15 protein-coding genes are annotated in these 18,692 nt (G+C 33.8%); 13 read left to right on the top strand and 2 right to left on the bottom strand.

Annotated elements, in window-relative coordinates; all coding sequences use genetic code 11:
- Positions 1-281: 281 nt before the first annotated feature.
- Entirely contained in the window at positions 282-1,583 is a 1,302-nt protein-coding gene (locus F7O84_RS10315; protein ID WP_151144659.1) for a DUF4163 domain-containing protein, read from the bottom strand.
- Positions 1,584-2,274: 691 nt separating this feature from the next.
- On the opposite strand from F7O84_RS10315, the gene F7O84_RS10310 reads away from it, so the two are divergent.
- The 5 genes from F7O84_RS10310 (at position 2,275) to F7O84_RS10290 (ending at position 7,084) form a co-directional block, all read left to right on the top strand.
- Entirely contained in the window at positions 2,275-3,561 is a 1,287-nt protein-coding gene (locus F7O84_RS10310; RefSeq protein WP_151144656.1) for a LysM peptidoglycan-binding domain-containing protein, read from the top strand.
- A 103-nt stretch (positions 3,562-3,664) separates the two neighbouring features.
- A complete protein-coding gene (locus F7O84_RS10305) occupies positions 3,665-4,537 on the top strand; it encodes a MurR/RpiR family transcriptional regulator (protein ID WP_151144653.1) in 873 nt (290 codons plus the stop codon).
- Positions 4,538-4,639: 102 nt separating this feature from the next.
- The gene (locus F7O84_RS10300; protein ID WP_151144650.1) at positions 4,640-5,110 is read left to right on the top strand and encodes a PTS sugar transporter subunit IIA; all 471 of its coding nucleotides are present in this window, start codon (positions 4,640-4,642) and stop codon (positions 5,108-5,110) included.
- A gap of 41 nt (positions 5,111-5,151) precedes the next feature.
- On the top strand, positions 5,152-6,045 hold the full coding sequence (locus tag F7O84_RS10295) for a LysR family transcriptional regulator (RefSeq protein WP_151144647.1): 894 nt from the start codon (positions 5,152-5,154) through the stop codon (positions 6,043-6,045).
- A gap of 97 nt (positions 6,046-6,142) precedes the next feature.
- Complete coding sequence (locus F7O84_RS10290) at positions 6,143-7,084, top strand: NmrA family NAD(P)-binding protein (protein WP_151144644.1); 942 nt, start codon at positions 6,143-6,145, stop codon at positions 7,082-7,084.
- Positions 7,085-7,170: 86 nt separating this feature from the next.
- Here F7O84_RS10290 and F7O84_RS10285 read toward each other — a convergent pair whose 3' ends face one another.
- A complete protein-coding gene (locus tag F7O84_RS10285) occupies positions 7,171-8,001 on the bottom strand; it encodes a methyl-accepting chemotaxis protein (RefSeq protein ID WP_151144641.1) in 831 nt (276 codons plus the stop codon).
- 212 nt (positions 8,002-8,213) lie between these two features.
- Between F7O84_RS10285 and F7O84_RS10280 the strand changes: the two genes are divergently transcribed.
- The 8 genes from F7O84_RS10280 to F7O84_RS10245 all read left to right on the top strand — a co-directional run bounded on the left by F7O84_RS10280 (position 8,214) and on the right by F7O84_RS10245 (position 18,676).
- A complete protein-coding gene (locus tag F7O84_RS10280; protein WP_151144638.1) occupies positions 8,214-8,651 on the top strand; it encodes an N-acetyltransferase in 438 nt (145 codons plus the stop codon).
- A 95-nt stretch (positions 8,652-8,746) separates the two neighbouring features.
- A complete protein-coding gene (gene ku / locus F7O84_RS10275; protein ID WP_151144635.1) occupies positions 8,747-9,520 on the top strand; it encodes a non-homologous end joining protein Ku in 774 nt (257 codons plus the stop codon).
- 2 nt (positions 9,521-9,522) lie between these two features.
- Positions 9,523-11,955, top strand: coding sequence for a DNA ligase D (ligD, locus tag F7O84_RS10270; protein ID WP_151144632.1), 2,433 nt, complete (start codon positions 9,523-9,525; stop codon positions 11,953-11,955).
- Between the two features lie 405 nt (positions 11,956-12,360).
- Complete coding sequence (locus tag F7O84_RS10265) at positions 12,361-13,728, top strand: PTS mannitol transporter subunit IIBC (RefSeq protein ID WP_151144629.1); 1,368 nt, start codon at positions 12,361-12,363, stop codon at positions 13,726-13,728.
- A gap of 84 nt (positions 13,729-13,812) precedes the next feature.
- Complete coding sequence (locus tag F7O84_RS10260) at positions 13,813-15,912, top strand: BglG family transcription antiterminator (RefSeq protein WP_151144626.1); 2,100 nt, start codon at positions 13,813-13,815, stop codon at positions 15,910-15,912.
- Positions 15,913-16,030: 118 nt separating this feature from the next.
- Entirely contained in the window at positions 16,031-16,474 is a 444-nt protein-coding gene (locus tag F7O84_RS10255; RefSeq protein ID WP_151144624.1) for a PTS mannitol transporter subunit IIA, read from the top strand.
- The gene (gene pfkB, locus F7O84_RS10250) at positions 16,471-17,400 is read left to right on the top strand and encodes a 1-phosphofructokinase (RefSeq protein ID WP_151144621.1); all 930 of its coding nucleotides are present in this window, start codon (positions 16,471-16,473) and stop codon (positions 17,398-17,400) included. The genes F7O84_RS10255 and pfkB overlap by 4 nt, the downstream gene beginning before the upstream one ends.
- A 13-nt stretch (positions 17,401-17,413) precedes the next feature.
- Positions 17,414-18,676, top strand: a complete 1,263-nt coding sequence (locus tag F7O84_RS10245) for a zinc-binding dehydrogenase (protein ID WP_151144618.1) — start codon at positions 17,414-17,416, stop codon at positions 18,674-18,676.
- Positions 18,677-18,692: the final 16 nt, after the last annotated feature.

Below are 18,692 nucleotides of genomic sequence, written 5' to 3'. Positions count from 1 at the left end.
AAATTACTACTAGCGCTGGTGTTGGAGCACTCAGTAGAGGAGTTGCTGTTACGGTATTTCTCACAATTGGTTAAGTATAGAGGCTGATTGTAACGCTACAGCAAAAGAAAATTCTGCTTACGTAATAAAATGAGAACGCTTTGTTCTTAAACTCTTCGTCTTTAAAAGCGTTTGTCTACAAACTGAATGGGGAATTTTGTTATCAAACAAAATTCCCCATTCAGTTTAAGAATTTAATGATTTATAAAAGTAAATAAAGATTTTAAAGGTACATATAAACGTTAAGGAGTGGTAGATACATTCTTATAAGTTTCTTCAACATCATACCAAACACCAGCAAATGTAGAAGCATCTCCTTGTCTATCCGTTTCTTTTTTAGTAGAAAGGTTGATGATTTTCACTCCAACAAAAGTAGTCTGATTTGCCAAACGTTCATATACTACATATTCATAATCGCCATTTTGAAATGTTAAGGTAGTAAGCGTTTCAGATTGACTCTCCCCAGCATTGTCCTGATGGAGATAGGAGAAATTGGACCATGAATTATCTTTCTTTTCAGGGTATTCAAATTCTATCTTATCTTTAGTACCAAATCGGTAAACAAGATAGTTCTTTTGCTTATCCATACAAACGGCTAATGTTTTATCAGAATCCTTCATATCAAATCGTACAACAAGATTTTCAGTCGGTAAGCATAAGTTGGAATTATAGGTTTGCGCAAAATTAGCAATATTAAGACCTGGAATTTCAAATGCAGCATAGTCACCTAATACATGACCAACATCTAAACTAACAAATAATGATTCGTCTGTTACATAAAAGTTTGATTCGCTACCATGCTCCAAAGACCAAATCATAAAACCAGTTCCTAGTGTTTCCAAATTATTGTTAAGATAAGTCTTTATACTTTCTGCCATTTCATCATTAATGTCACCAAGAGACTGATTCGAAACTGTCTTTGCATTTTTTATTTTTTCAATCAGTTCCATATTAATATCAGTAAAATTACTAAGGTATAACTTTTTCTGATTTTGTAAATCAAGTGTAAGTCCATACAAAAAGCTATTTGGGTGAGCGCCTCCCTCTATATAGGACGAGCCTTCAAAAGCAAAGCTTAATACGTCAGGTGTACTTAACTTAACTTGATAATCAAGGTCGAGACTTAAAGGCGTTGTTTCGTTTGCAATATTGCTTTCATAGATACGATTTACTTGACTGTCTAAAATATCATTTTCAATGAATTCATTGAGCGCAGTCTGCTTTTTCTCATCGGACAATCCACTTAACTGAGGGTATTTAATATGAATATTATCTTTGTTATACTCTTTCGTTACTATCTGGTACGAGTTATCACTTTCTATTGTAGAAGCCGTATTTTCTATTGTAGTGACTTGATTCTCATTTGTTGCCGTTTCTTTCTTGGAATTAACTTCCTTTGACACCTCAGGTACAGTTGGCTCTTGATTTGGTGGGGGTGAAGAGTTAGCACAGCCATTTAAAAGTAGTGTCACCAATAAGAGTATAATGAAGCTTGTTTTGGATTTGTAAAAATATATATTCTGTAATTGCTTTTGATTTTTCATAAATTACCTCCTAGAAACTCCTATTTTATAATCAAATTTATTACACTCATCGTATCACAAAAAATAATTGTATTCTATTGAGTTTATAAAACTGTAATGGAAATTTCCTAAATTGTAATAAATGAAATGAATAGTTAAAAAAGGTAGAATAATCAAGAAAAAAATACTCCTCCTCATAATAAATAGTTTAAAACTATCTATAATAAGGGGGAGTATATTTCATTTTACACACTCAAATATGATATTTATCCAACTTATCATGAAGTGGTTAAATATATATTATTAGCAATATCGTTACTACTTCAAAACTAGTAATTAGTTATTATTGTTGTTGTTATTGTTAGAATCGGTTGAGTTATTAGAGCTATCGTTATTGTAGTTATTATTATTGTTGTTATAGCTATTGGAGCTATTTGAATTACTAGATTTGTTTGAAACTTTGGATTTACTAGATTTGTTTGTTGAAGTATTTGTTGAGTTACTGTAATTGGTTGATTTGTCTTGACTATTATTATTCATTTTAATTCCTCCTAGAATTGGGTTATTTGATAAGAATATTGTTACCAACCATAATCGTTTTATACCAATGAAATTTAAAAAAATTTATAACAAAATGAGGTTAGAGTTAATGTACTTTTTTAATTAAAGAAACAATATATTAGTTTCAAAGAGTTATAGTGAGTGAATACATATGGAAATATATATAGTTCAAAAGGGAGATACATTCACATCAATAGCACGTAAGTATGGTATCAGTACAGAAAAATTAATTCTAGATAATGGATTAAGCTCTATTAGTAATCTAGTAGAAGGTCAAGCTTTGGTAATAACATATCCCAAGCAAACACATACGGTTCAACCAAACGAAACGCTAGATACAATAGCTGATTTATATCAGGTTACTAAAATGCAACTGCTTCGAAATAACCCATTTCTTACAACAAGAGAATTAATTGCAAACGAGACAATCATAGTTCGTTATGATACAACAGGAAGCATTGCAACCAATGGTTTTTGTTACCCTTATTTAGGCAAGAATACTTTGATTCGAACATTGCCAAACCTAACGTATTTATCAGTTTTTAATTATACAATCACTTCTGAAGGAAATATCATTACCTTTGAGGAGGATTCAAGCTTAATTGAAACAGCAAAGGAGTACAATGTAATACCGCTTATGCTTTTAACAACATTAACGCCATTCGGTGAACAAAATATAGAACTAGATTATCAATTACTATTAAGCGAAAAATTACAAGATCAAATCATAGAGCGTTTTAGGCAGATTATTAAGGAGAAAGGATATTTAGGAGTTAATATAATATTTTATAATCTTAATGAGGAAAATACAGAACTTTATGTTAACTTTGTCAAAAAGATATCCGAAAAAATAAAAGAAGAAAATTTATATTTTTTTATTACCATAAACTACGATGTATCCGTAGAAGAAACACAAACAACAGTTGTTAAAATTGATTACTCACAATTTACAGAATATATTAGTGGATTTATTTTTATGCGATTTGTATGGGGAACGAATTATGGACCACCTGAGCCAGTGAGTAATATTAATTACGTAAAAGCGTTAATTGATTTTGTTTCATTAAGTGTACCAAATGATAAAATAAGTATTGGAAAACCAGTGATTGGTTATGATTGGAGACTTCCTTATGTACCTTATCTATCAAAAGCAAATTCACTTTCCATTAATTCTGTGTTAGGATTGGCATATGAGACAAATTCTGTAATACAGTTTGACGATATATCTCAAACTCCATTTTTTTATTTTTATGAGTTGGATCAGAATGTAAGACAACAACATATCGTTTGGTTTATCGATGCGAGAAGTTTACTTGCACTGATGCAAGTAATAAAAGAGAATCATTTATATGGTAACGGAGTATGGAATATTATGATATACAATGCCCAAGTATGGACAATTATTAATTCATTATTTGATATTATTAAGCTTATTTAGGTACTCATACTAAGAGAGAATATGGTAAACTAATAAGAGAAAATAAGTCATTCATAAAGTTCAAGGTATATATCTTTCATCGTATGAAACAAGGAGACGTATCATGATAATTGAAAAACTAGAAAGAAAAAATAATTTTACCAGTCAAGAAAAAGCAATCGCAGAATTCATTTTACAGTCACCAGAAGCGTTTCAAAAAATGAGTTGTGAAGAATTAGGAAAGGCCACATTTACAAGTAAATCAACTGTAGTACGCTTATGTAAAAAACTGGATGTTTCAGGCTATCAAGAACTGAAAAAAATATTATATTTTGAGCGTAATAGTAGCGAATATAGGAAAAAGAAGAATTTAAAATTTGATAAAAACAGTACAATTAACGATATTATAGTGACATTACCTGAAATATATAAATCTACGATAGAAGAAGTAAATCTATGTAACAATAAAAATTTATTTCAGCGTATTCTAAATCGAATGCGTAGAATGAATCAAATTGATTTTTATGCAACAGGATTTGGATATACTTTGCTAGAATCCGTTGCACAAAAATTCAATTCATTTGGAATTGAGAGCAAAGCTTATAACACATTAAATGAACGTTATTTAGCAGCAAATCTAAAAAAAACAAAAATAATGGCATTTATAATGACCTTTTCCGGAAATAATCCCCTCGCAATTCACGAAGCCGAAGTTTTAAAAAGAATGGGAGTCTATGTGGTAGGGGTGGTAGGTCCTATTGCAGAGGAAATAGAAAAAAGCTGTGATGAGGTGCTTCGTTTACCAGAAAAAGCAATGCAAAGTGAAACAGGGTTTATATTAATCAGTCAATGTGTGAATTATATGATGGATATTTTTGTAACAGGAATGTTAGTAAATGATTATGATGAAATTGTAGCGCGAGGGCATATCATGAATTACTTATATGACAAAGAAATATATTATGACACTAAAGTGTCAAAAAAGACGGATTTATAAAAAAAGTTATGAACCATTCGAACAAATAATTTTAGTTCCATTGAAGTTCATAATATAGAGTGTTATATTCTGTTTGGGATTAATCAAAAAGGAGGTAACACTATGAACAATAAATTGATGGTATATAGCCCAGTAAATGGGGAAATTATTCCTGTAAGTCAGATAAAAGATGCAGTCTTTCAATACGAACTTTTTGGTAGAGGGGTATCAATTAGCCCAAGTAGTAATAAAATCTTATCTCCCGTTGCAGGTGTAATAGAGTCCATAGCAAAAGAAAAGCATTCCATTATAATCGAAACAGCAGAAGGTGTGAAAATATGGATTTATATCGGAAACGATATTGTACAACTAAATGGAGCATTTATTAAATGTTTTGTAGAAGAGAAGCAACATGTAGAGGTTGGAGACGCTCTTTTTGATTGTGATTTTTATGAAATGAAGGAGCAAGGGTATCATATTGAGGTAAGTATTACCGTGAAGGAACATAAAGATATTTTTGAAGTAATAAAAATGAAAGATGGTACAATTAAAAAGAAAGAACCACTTGCAGGTATTTTGTTTCATCATAGATAACCAATGAAAACTAGTAAAGCACCAGTTTTAAAGGAGAAAGCATGAATATAGAAAAAATAAAATATTTTATTGATCTAGTAGAGTGTAAAAATTTTACAGATACAGCGAAAAAAAATTATGTCTCTCAGACTACAATTAGTCAGCAAATTGCTTCCTTAGAAAAAGAGTTTGGTGTTTTATTAATTGATAGAAAAAAGATTCCGGTTGAACCAACCCAAGCAGGAAGGCTATTTTACAGTGAAGCAATTTTACTGTGGAAGCAATACAACCAGATGAAAACAAAGATGATGATTTATCAACAAGGATGTGAACAGATAATTAGCATTGAATATGCTGCTTCAACTGATATTCAACTGCTGTTAGAAATCATACCACCATTTCAAAAAGAGCATCCAAACATAAAGATTCAACTTAATAAAGTATTATTAAAAGATATTGCAGAATATCTAAAAAAGGGGATATATGATATGGCAATCACGTTTGACTCCGAATTGTATGATAGTCAAAATATTTTAACACAATCGCTATATCAAGGAAATTATTGTGCAATGGTTAGTAAAACACATCCTCTTTATCATGCATCGTTTATACATATCAATGAATTATATGAGTATCCACTGGTCATGCTGAATCCGACTGTGATAGGAACTTCCTATTACCAAATGATTCAACGAGCCATAGAAGAAGGATATGAGCCAAAAATTCAAAGAACAGTAGATGATGTGGAAACTGAATTATTTTATATTGTTACAGAGAATTTAATTGGATTTTTTCCAGATAATTATCAATCCTCCTATATCGGTCAAAACGTAAAACTGATACCACTTAAGAATTCACAACATAAATTTGAAATCGTTGCAGGATTTTTGAAGGAAAATACAAATGATGCATTACATACCTTTTTAAAGTATATGCAGAATTCGTTTTTGCAATAGGTCATACGTTTTTTCTATTGGACTTTGTTATTTTTTTGTCATAGCATATAGATAGAGCAACAAATTACTAAAAGCAAATAAGAAAGGTGTAGAGCGTATGGGAAAATTATTATTAACTGGTGTTGACGGAAATTTAGGGAATCAGGCAGCGAGATATCTTTTGCAGCTCGTGGATAAGGACAAGCTTATTTTTTGTGGCTACAATAGCGAATTGTTAAAAGAGTTTTCACAAATGGGTGTTGAAACAAGAGTGACAAACTTTAATTCACCAGAAGGACTAGTGCAGGCATTTCAAGGTGCTGAGAAACTAGCTCTCATCTCCATGCCATTTGTGGGAAAGAAAAGGCAAAATGCACATAAGAATGTAGTGGATGCGGCGAAAGAAGCAGGTGTAAAGCAAATCATTTATACATCACTGGTAAACGCAGCCGATGAGACGAATCCAAGTGTTGAGAAAATCGATCATGCATTTACAGAAAAATATATACAAGAAAAAGGCCTTGATTTTATCTTTCTGCGTAACTCTCAGTATGCAGAAGCAATGATAACCAATTATTTTACCTTTGTTAAAATGGGCGGTACCCTAAAAAATAGCCAAGGAAATGGAAAGATGGCTTATATATCAAGAAAAGACTGCGCAAAGGCTGTTGCCCATGCATTGGTAACAAAAGATTATCACGAAGCAATACTAAATATAAATGGAAAAGAACTTATGACGATTGCTGATTTTGTTGCGTATGGTAATGAAGCAACAGGGAATCACGTTGTATATGAAGAGATTACAGATGAAGAAAATTATGCTATTTTTGATGCAATGGGAGTTCCAAGAACAACAGATGGCGTATTTCAAAAGGGGTCAGAAGCTCCGTTTTCATCAGAGGGCATGGTGACCTTTGCACAGGCAATACGTCTAGGTAAGATGGCAGAATTTACAGATGATTTTAAAAAGCTAACAGGAGATGAGCCAATTACAGTAAAATATATGTTTGAGCATGCGGATGATTTCCAAATCGGAGAGAGACATTCATTGGATGCTTAATAAAAAACATAGCTTATCTATATAATATAAAAACGGTAACCTTCCTTTCGTATTGTTACGAATAAAGGTTACCGTTTATAGGTTATTTAGCTTTTTGCAAGTTCATTTAATTCTTTTGCATTCTTTGAAATCGTATGAATGGCATCTAGAATATGGTCAACTCCAGTTTTTTGAGTTTCAGATATTTCATTTGCTTGGTTGGATTGATCGTTTAATTGATCAACGTAAGATAATAGCTTTGTTATTTTATCATTGATTCTTTTAGCTGAAGCAGTACTGTCTTTGGAGAATTTCCCCATTTCACTTGCTACTACCGTAAATCCACGTCCCGCTTCCCCAGCTCTTGCTGCTTCAATGGATGCATTTAATGCAAGCATGTTCGACTGATTTGCACTCTTTTGTATGTTGTCGACTTCTTTATTAATGTTTTGAATTTCACTCGTAATCTCTTGTAAACAATCTTTTATAACTTTTATTTGATGATTGAGGCTTTCAGCACTCGAAGAAATGTTTCCAATTGTTTGATTGATTTGGTCAATGGATTCAGATAATTCAAAACTAGAGGCTTCTACTTGAAATAGTTTTTCTGTTTCATATCCAGAGGTTAGAACTGCAATTACTTCATTGTTACTGTTTTTAACTGGAACAACTTCTCCCTCAATTGCCTTACCAAATAATTCTCTAGGAAGTACATTGTGAACGGGTTTTCCTGTTCGTAATACTTCAAGTAGACTAGGGTCGTTGCTCATATCAAAACCAGGTTCAACCCCAGCGTCAGAGTTTGGATCACAGTAACAGCTATCACAGATTCCATCAATAAATAAGGTGATAACCAAATCATCCTTTGTTAATTGTCTTAAATATGGAATGCTTATTTTTAAAGCATTAATAATATCATTGTTGTGTAAGTCTTCCATAATACCTTTCCTTTCAGTTTAAGGTTCATATCGTCTTGAGACGCTGTTCCCATAATTTTTGTTATAGTTTACTAAAAATATATATCGGCATTACTTAGCAAGTTACAAAGGGATTTTAGAATAATTTAATAAATATAATTTCCCAGTAACCGATATGATAGGGGTTGACATATATGTTACAATGATATCGTATGTTGAAAGGAGAGATAAAAATGATTAAAAAGATTGAATTATTAGAAGGCGAACAGTTAGATAGAATTATGAAGCTATGGCTTGAGACGAATATCCAAGCACATGATTTTATAGATCGTAATTATTGGCAAAGCAATTATGAAGCAGTAAAAGAGATGATGCCGCAGGCAACTATTTATGCATACCAAGAAGAAGACACCATTCAGGCTTTTGTGGGCTTAATGGACAATTATATTGCTGGTATATTTGTATCTAATAAAATGCAGTCAAAAGGAATTGGGAAAAAATTACTAGCTCATTGTAAAAATAACTTAGACGAGTTAACACTTGATGTCTATCAAAAAAATGAGAGAGCAGTACAATTCTATCTAAGAGAAGGCTTTGTGATAACCGAAGAAAAGATAGATGAGAATACAAAGGAAATAGAGTATGAAATGAAATGGAAGAAAGAGCTGTAGTAGTTAATAATTAAGCAGAGTTCATAGTAAAAGAAAACACTTTTTAGAATACTTAGCGTTTGGTTGGAAACAATAACCTGAGGAGGTGTTTACTTATGGTATCACGTAAATCAGTTATTACATTTGGAATGGTGGCAATTCCAATTGCTATGTTAACAACAACAAAAGATAATGACATACATTTTAATCAACTTCATAAAGAGGATAATAGTCGTATTCGATACAAAAAGACCTGTGCTCACTGTGGCAAAGAGGTTAGCACACAAGACATCGTGAAAGGATTTGAATACGATAAAGATAAGTATGTTGTTATTACAGAGGAAGAAATTGAGAAAATTAAGACAGAAAAAGAAAAATCAATTCAAATCTTACATTTTGCTCAATTGAACCAAATATCCCCTGTTTATTATGAAAAGACTTACCAGGCTGTACCAGAGGCAGGCGGAGAGAAGGCATTTGAGTTACTTCGCTCCGCCTTAATGAATGAGCAAAAAATTGCCATAGGCAAAACCGTTATGGGTACAAAGGATACCTTAATGGCAATCATTCCTCGTGAAGATGGTGTTTTAATATCTACCATGTTTTACGCAGATGAAATCAAAGAACTTCAAAAGCCATACACAAAGCCAGAAGTATCAGAGCAAGAGCTAAATATGGCTAAAATCTTAATAAATTCTATGGATACCCCATTTGATCCGTCCAAATACAAAGATGAATATCAGTCAAGACTTCGTGAATTAATTGAAACAAAGGTATCTGGCAAGGAAATTGTTGCAGCCGAGCCAGATAGTGCTGGTAAAGTAATTGATCTTATGGAAGCACTCAAAGCAAGTGTTGAAAAAGCTCAAAAAGATAAGGAACCAGCTTAGATATGAATACAAGACTAAGCGAATATAAAGAAAAAAGAAATTTTACAAAAACCTTAGAGCCAGAAGGAAAATCAGACCAAGAGGAAGAGTGTCTGAGATTTGTAATACAACACCATATGGCTAGAAGGGATCACTATGATTTTCGACTTGAATGGGCAGGTGTCTTATTAAGCTGGGCAGTTCCAAAAGGTCCATCTAACAATACGCTTGATAAAAGACTTGCAGTTCAAGTAGAAGATCATCCGCTAGAATACAGAAATTTTGAAGGAATAATTCCAAAAGGAGAATACGGTGGTGGAACCGTTATGCTTTGGGATGAAGGAATATGGGAACCTTATAAAAACGTTGAAGAAGGACTCAAAAAAGGTGAGTTAAAATTTACGTTAAAAGGAAAACGGTTAGTAGGAAAATGGGCCTTGATTCGTTTAAAGCCCAAAGAAGGAGAGACAAAAGATAACTGGTTGCTGTTAAAAGAAAAAGATGAATACAGCAAAGAGTCTAATGATCTTCTAGGATACGATACAAGTATTCGAACAGGGCGTACGATGGAGGAGATAGAAAAGGGTGAGAAAGTAAAATTTACAAAGAATCCTTTTGAACAGACAAATGTACAATTAGCAAAGTTAGTAAAAGAGATACCTGAAGATGAAAATTGGATTTACGAACTAAAATACGATGGGTATCGAATCATTGCTTATATAGAGGGCAATCAGGTAAGGCTCTTAACCAGAAATGGAAACGATTATCACAATCGATTTTATCACGTTGCACGTGCATTGGTTGAATGGGCAAAGGGAAGGGCAATGGTGCTAGATGGAGAAATGGTCATCACGGATGAAACGGGAAAGACCGATTTTCAAGCACTGCAAAATTATTTAAAGAATGCCAAATCCCAATCATTAACCTATATTATTTTTGATCTTCTTGCTCTTGATGGAGAGGACTTACGAGAAAAAGACATAATTGAAAGAAAAGATATCTTATTGAATTTAATGAAAGATGCACCTAAAAATCTATTTTATAGTCGCTATATCAAAGGAAAAGGTAAGGAAAGCTTTGCAGCAGCCAATGAGACTGGAATGGAAGGAATTGTTGGTAAAAAAATTGGTTCTATCTACAGCGGAACACGAAATGGTGACTGGATTAAACTAAAATGTGATAAGAGGCAGGAGTTTGTAATAGGAGGATTTACACTTACGGACAAACGAGTAAGTGGAGTAAGTGCACTATTACTTGGCGTGTTTGAAGGGGATAAACTGATTTATGCAGGACGTGCGGGAACAGGTATTAGTGAAGGGGAGATGAAACGGTTAGAAAATGAATTTAAAGACATAAAACGAATGGACTCTCCCTTTCATGTTCCACCAAAATCAAAACCAGGAGAAGTGATCACTTGGCTTGAACCAGGCTTAGTAGCAGAAATTAAATTTGCAGAGTGGACGAAAGAAAATCAACTCAGGCAGGCTAGTTATAAAGGACTGCGAAAAGATAAAGAGCCTACTGAAATAACAAGGGAGATACAACAACCCTTAGCATCAGTAAGTAGAGTGGAGGAGACAATGGAATCCAATACAGCAAATCACCTTATATTTGAAGGAATCAAAATATCCAACCCAGATAAAGTCATTTATGATGATAGCGGTCTAACCAAATTAGATGTGGTAAAGTACTATGAAAAGGTATCAAAACGTATGCTTCCTTACATGAAGCAAAGGATTCTAACCACTGTTAGATGCCCCAAAGGAATTTCTCAAAATTGCTTTTATAAAAAGCATCCAGGAGCTGATAGTAAAGGGATAATTACAGTTCCTGTTACAAATGGTGACGGGGAGGTGGAAGAGTATTTTTATGTGGAAGATACCAAGGGAATCTTATATGAGGTTCAAATGGGAACAGTTGAATTTCACACGTGGGGAAGTAGTTACAATACACTTGAAAAACCAGATATGATGGTATTTGATTTAGATCCAGATGAGGGAATGGAATTAGATAGAGTTCGTCAGGGAGTATACGATGTGAAAAGCATTTTAAGTGAGCTATCTTTGCATTCTTATCTTAAAACCAGTGGAGGTAAGGGGTATCATGTTGTAGTGCCACTAAAGCCTTCAGTTTCTTGGGATACATTTCATGATTTTGCCAGAAAAGTTGCCGAAGTCATGGAGAAAAAGTGGCCAGACCGCTATACAAGCAATGTAAGGAAAGCAAATCGAAAAGGAAAGATATTCATTGACTGGATTAGAAATGGAAGAGGGGCTACAAGCGTTGCACCATACTCCCTGCGAGCAAGAAAAGGGGCAAAGGTATCTATGCCAATTTCGTGGGAAGAGTTAGAAACAATTGCTCCTGATGGGATAGATATGCAAGAAGCACTTCTAAGAATAAACGCTGATGATCCTTGGAAGAATTTTTTTCACGATAACCAAATGCTAAAATAGCCTTTATTCAACTGATTTTATAATTATATTGATTACACTTAATATTTTGTGAAGAGGGGAATGCTATATTAGAAGAGAGTATTGCAATAATTGTGAAAGGTAAAGGTCATTGTTTCATGCTTGCATGAAATACATGACCTTTCGTTATCGCTATCTAACGATAATCATTTGAATCAATTGTCTGTTTTGACTTACAATCTTTTATGAAAACTAAACATAGCTATAAAATTTACTAAAAAAAATAGTTTTTCAACCATGTCATTATTAAATAGTGACAAAAAGAATTTTTAATAAGTTGAATATTTGTTAGGCTATATTTATAATAAAAGTAACTTAAGAAGAGATTGGCCAATCAGTTCTTAAAGGCAATGTGCTATTTAATTTGAATCGAAGAGAGGGTAAGATATGAAAGAAAGAATTCAAACATTCGGCAGAGCTTTAAGTGGTATGGTAATGCCAAATATCGGAGCTTTTATTGCATGGGGATTCATAACAGCTTTGTTTATACCAACTGGCTGGCTTCCAAATGAAAAACTAGCAGAACTGGTAGGGCCTATGGCCTCGTATCTATTGACGATACTAATTGCTTATACTGGTGGTAAAAATGTTGCTGGTGTAAGAGGAGGAGTAATCGGTGCGATTGCAACTATGGGTGTAATCGTTGGGGCGGATGTACCAATGTTTTTAGGTGCTATGTTAATGGGACCTTTAAGTGGATATCTAATCAAGAAACTGGATAAAGCGGTAGAAAATAAAATACCAGCAGGTTTTGAGATGCTATTTAATAACTTTTCATTGGGTATTTTAGGAGCAATTCTTGCTCTTATCGGATATGCTGGTGTTAGTCCGATTGTATCAGGATTAAACACAGTTATGGAAATGGGTGTAGGTTTCTTTGTTAATCATGGAATCTTACCTTTGGTAAGTCTTTTTATAGAACCAGCAAAAATATTATTTTTAAATAATGCAGTAAATCATGGAATCTTATCACCAATGGGTATGCAGCAAGCAGCGGAAACAGGTAAATCCATATTCTTTTTGTTAGAAGCAAATCCAGGTCCAGGTCTTGGTATTTTACTTGCTTATTGCTTAGCTGGAAAAGGAGATGCAAAAAGCTCCGCTCCAGGCGCCATTATCATTCATTTCCTAGGTGGTATCCATGAAATTTATTTTCCATATATCCTCATGAATCCAATTTTATTACTTGCAGCGATTGCAGGAGGAGCAAGTGGAGTATTTACACTTAGTATCTTTGGAGCAGGTCTTGCAGGTCCAGCTTCTCCAGGAAGTATATTTGCGGTTCTTGGAATGACAGCAAGAGACAGTTATTTAGGAGTTATTCTGTCTGTAATTATATCTTGTGCGGTATCTTGTATTGTAGCCATACCACTTCTAAAGGCTTTTGGAAGGGTAGAGGATTTAGAGGCAGCAAAAGAAAAAGTAAAAGAAATGAAAGACGCTTCCAAAGGATTAGTGGATTTAAAAACCGCAAAAAATGTAAAGAGTATTGTTTTTGCATGTGATGCAGGAATGGGCTCAAGTGCAATGGGAGCGACCATTTTAAAAAAGAAATTAGCATCAGCAGGACTTAATGATATAAGTGTTGTGCATGCTTCCGTATCCTCAATACCAGAAGGTGCGCAAGTCGTTGTGACACATGAAGAGTTAAAGGAACGTGCGGCTAGTAGTTGTCCAGGAGCCAAATTAGTACTTATCAAGAATTTCATGTCTGCTCCGGAATATGATTTATTAGTAGAAGAATTAAAGTTATAATTAAGTAGCGGAACAGAAGGTTGCATTTGTTAATTGCAAAACATCTGTTCCGCATCTGTTTCAAATAAGAAAGGAGGGAAATAAATGATTTTATCACAGCGTCTCATACAGATATTTACAATACTATTAAATGAGGATAAGGTGGTATCAGTTAAAAAACTGGCAGATGATGTTAAGGTAAGTAAGCGAACGGTTCAAAGAGAATTGGATAATACACAAGGGTTCTTAAAGAAATATGGATTAAGTCTGAATACCAAGGCTGGAACAGGTATCTGGATGGAGGGTGAGGAAGATAGCAAGAAACAACTGCTAAAGGAATTGCAATCCAAAGAGACGTTTGATTATATTGACAAAGAAAAAAGAAGAAATGGTCTCATTTTAGAAGTATTAAAGGATAGAGAACCAAAGAAACTTTATTATTATAGAAATATTTTTGGAGTAAGTGAAGCGACCATAAGTAATGATATGGAAGCAATTGAGTATTGGTTTAAAAGGTTTGATTTAACATTAATTCGAAAGCAAGGGTATGGAGTGGCACTTGAGGGTAGTGAAAAGAACTATCGCCTTGCGGTGAAAAGTTTTATTGATGAGAATTCTGATACCGATGATTTTAAAGTTGCAATTGAAGAAAAGAAATTAGAAGTATTAGAAGACTATTACAAAAAAGAAAATAAAGGTATCTTTCAATTAATAGATTATGAGGTTTTAAAGCAAGTAATGTTGTGTCTAAAACAAGTAACAGATAAGAAATTGACACGCTTTACCAATGAATCTTATTATTCTCTAATAATGCATATAACAATAGCAATTATGAGAATTAAAAGTCAAGAATTTATAGAAGAAGATTCAAAAACATGGAATCAATTTCTTTATCATGAAGATCATCAATTAGCCTATAGAATAGCTGAATCGTTAGAGCGTATATTTGCAGTTAAAATTCCAAAAGGTGAAATCGCCTATATACTGCTTCATGTAAGTGGAGCCAAAATTCAGTCAGCCAACATAGAAGAAGAGTATGAAAAGGATGTGGCTGTAAGAGAAGAACTTTTGGAATTAATCAACGAAATCACTGATATTTATGATCCCCAAATAGCTTATGATTTAAAACAAGATGAAGAATTTATACTAGGTCTTTTAGCTCATCTAAAGCCTACCTTTTTTAGGTTAAAGAATCGGTTATCAATTAGCAATCCGTTATTATCTCAGATACAAGTTGCCTATGCAAAAACTTATGAAAGCTGTTTAAGAGTGGGAGACTATATTGAGAAAAAGTATGGATTTTTGGTTCCAAAGGATGAAATTGGATATTTAACTATGCATTTTGGGGCGGCTGAAGTTCGACTTCTTGACAGAAAAGAAAGCCTTAGAAAGGTAAACATTGGTATTATATGTGCAAGTGGAATTGGGATATCAAGACTGATGCATTCACAGTTAAAAAATTTTCTAAAAGATCGAGTTCAAATATACACATATGGGCAAAGAGATTTGACCCCTGGTGTATTAAAAAATTTAGACTTTATCATCTCCAATATTGAACTTGGTGATACAAAAGCAGATATCTTAAAAGTGAGTGAAATCCTAAGTGAGACTGAGCTTACCATGATTGAAGATAAGGTTACATTTTATTCAAAAACTTCCAATAACAATCATGGAGAAGGAGAGTTTAGCAGACAATTAGAGCATATTAATATCTGCATCAATCAAATCAAAGGTATTATTAAAGATTTTCAGTTTATGAAGGTAAGTGAGTCTATTTACTTTGAAGAGCTTTTAGTTGCAATTTCTGAAAAAATATCACCTTTTAATAGGAATAGACTACAAATCCAAGAGGACATTATGAGAAGAGAAAAAATATCCTCTCAAATGATACCAGAATATGGATTTGCTCTATTGCATTCAAGAACAAAAGGCGTGGTAAAGCCTAACTTTTCAGTATGTGTAACAAAGGATCGCACTTATTTTGCAGACCCATACTTTAAAGGGGTAAAAGCAGTGGTTATCATGTTGATTCCAGAAGATGAACAGACAGCAATAAATAGTGATATTATGGGCTGTTTGAGTAGTCAGCTAATTGAAAATAAAGAATTTTTACATTTAGTATTTCAGGGTGAAAAAGAAGAATTAAAAGAATGCTTGGAGAGGATTTTAAGACAGTATTTTAAGCAATATTTAGAGTTTATTTAAAGAATAGGACAAAAAAGAAGATTAAAAATGTCTACAAGATATGATGACAAAGTCAAATTTGCTTTTCTTGTATAGACAGATTTAAGAATTTATAATAGAACCAGAAAGAGGTGGTTAGATGGAACTTTTAAAAAAAGAGAACATTGAGATTAATTGCAAAGCAGCAGATAAAGAAGAAGTAATACGTCAAATAGGTAAGAAGTTATATGAAAGCGGTTATGTTGAGGAAAGTTATATAGAAGCCATGCTGTTAAGAGAGGAGTCCTTTTCTACCAACATTGGAAATCAAATTGCGTTACCCCATGGAATAGAAGCTTCCAAAGGAGCAATTAAGAAATCAGGCATTGCCGTTATGGTATTTCCAGAAGGTACCAACTGGGGAAGTGATAAAGTAAATCTAGTCATAGGAGTTGCAGGTGTGGGAGATGAGCATCTAGCGATTCTGGCAAATATAGCAGATAAATTATCTGAAATGGAAAACGTAAATCGTATAATAAACAGTGATATTGATACGATTTATGAGATTTTAGTAGAAACGAAAAAGGAGGAAAGTGCCCTATGATAATTACGGTCACAATGAATCCAGCAATCGACAAGACAGCTGAAATAAAACAGCTTGAGAGAGGAAACTTAAACAGACTTCAAAATTGTCTATGGGATATTGGTGGAAAAGGTATCAACGTATCAAAGACTATAAAGGCTATGGGTGGTGAATCCATTGCAACTGGATTTTGTGGTGGTGGAACAGGAAGGCAGATTGAAGAAAGTTTAGCAAAGTTTGGAATCGAAAGTGATTTTGTTCCTATCAAGGATGAAACTCGTGTGAATTTAAAGATAGTTGAAGAAAATGGAATTGTTACGGAGTTAAACGAACCTGGACCAGTTGTTACAAGTAAAGAGTTAGAGGAATTGACGCAAAAACTAATTCATTATGCAAATGATGAAGCAATATTTGTTTTTGCAGGGAGTATCCCAAGAGGCATAGAAAATGACATCTATCAGACGCTGATACCGCTTGTGAAAGAAAAAGGAGCAAAGGTATTCTTAGATGCAGACGCAGAACTATTTGCAAAAGGAATGGAAGGGAAACCTGATTACATTAAGCCAAACAGAATTGAACTAGAGGAGTACTTTGGTAAGGATTATAGAGTCACTCAAGAAGAGCTTTTAGACATGGGAAAAGAGTTGCTTTTAAAAGGGAGCAGCTTAGTAGCTATTTCACTTGGGCAAATGGGCGCACTGTTTCTTACGAATGAACGAGTGATAAAGTGTCCTGGTATTAAAGTAAAAGCCCATTCTACAGTAGGGGCAGGGGATGCAATGGTAGCTGGATTGGTCTATAGTCTTTCAAAAGGAGTTGAGCTCGTGGAATGTGTAAAGCTTGCAGTAGCAGTATCAGCAGGTGCTGTGACAACACACGGAACGAAACCACCAAGTAAAGAACTAATAGAGGAATTGAAACAAATGATTGAAGTCATAGAATTATAAAGGAGTGTAGAGTATGAGAGCAAAAGCGGTAAGAATGTATGGGGAAGATGATTTACGATTAGAAGAATTTGAACTGCCAAAGATCAAAGACGATGAGATATTAGTAAAGATAATGAGCGATAGCATTTGTATGTCAACCTATAAATTAGTAAAACAAGGAAAAAAGCATAAAAGAGCGCCTCAAAACATAGACACGAATCCTGTTATTATAGGGCATGAATGTGCAGGAATTATCGTTGAGGTAGGAGAAAAATGGAAAGATAAGTATAGCGTAGGAGATAAATTTGCATTGCAGCCAGCATTAAACTACATGGGTAAGTTAGATTCTCCTGGATATTCCTATGAGTACTGTGGAGGAGCTACGACTTATTGCATTATGCCTCATGAAGTAATGGAACTAGGTTGTCTTCTTCCTTTTCATGGTGAAAGCTTTTTTGAGGCATCACTTGCTGAGCCAATGAGTTGTATCATCGGTGGTTATCATGCCAATTATCATACAAACAAACAAAATTACAATCATGCCATGGGCACCAAAAAAGACGGAAATATCATCATACTTGGTGGATGTGGTCCAATGGGAATGGGTGCTGTAAGCTATGGACTATATACAGAAAACAAACCAAAAAGAATTGTGGTAACGGATATTAGTGATGCAAGAATTGAAGATGCAAAAAAGAAAATTTCGCCAGAAGAAGCAGCGCAAAAAGGAGTTGAACTTCTTTATATCAATACAGCCAGTCTAGAAGGCCCATACAAAACTCTAATGGAATTAACGAATTATCATGGCTATGACGATGTATTTGTTTACATACCAAATAAATCAGTAGTTGAACTGGGAGATTCTCTTTTGGCTTTTGACGGATGTATGAATTTCTTTGCTGGCCCTTCAAACAATGATTTTACCTCTGAAATCAATATGTACAACGTACATTACACCAGTGCACATATCATTGGTACGACAGGTGGAAACAATGATGATTTAATGGAGGCTCTTGAACTTGCGGCAAAAGGAAAAATCAGACCAGCAGTAATGGTAACTCATATAGGGGGAATTGATTCAATTGCCGATGCGACATTAAATCTTCCTTCTATACCAGGCGGTAAAAAATTAACATATACGCAATTTGATATGCCACTTACAGCAATCGAAGATTTTGAAGAATTAGGAAAAACAAATCCATTATTGAAACAATTAGCGGAATCTGTGAAACGACATAATGGACTATGGAATGGTGAGGCAGAAAAAATATTGTTTCAACATCATGGAATCATATAAATTAGAGGAGGTAAGA

Source organism: Candidatus Galacturonatibacter soehngenii (assembly GCF_008830185.1).
In the GTDB taxonomy this organism is placed as follows: domain Bacteria; phylum Bacillota; class Clostridia; order Lachnospirales; family Lachnospiraceae; genus Lachnotalea; species Lachnotalea soehngenii.
The sequence above is the reverse complement of the archived record's forward strand: the minus strand, read 5'-3'. Positions and strand labels throughout refer to the sequence as shown.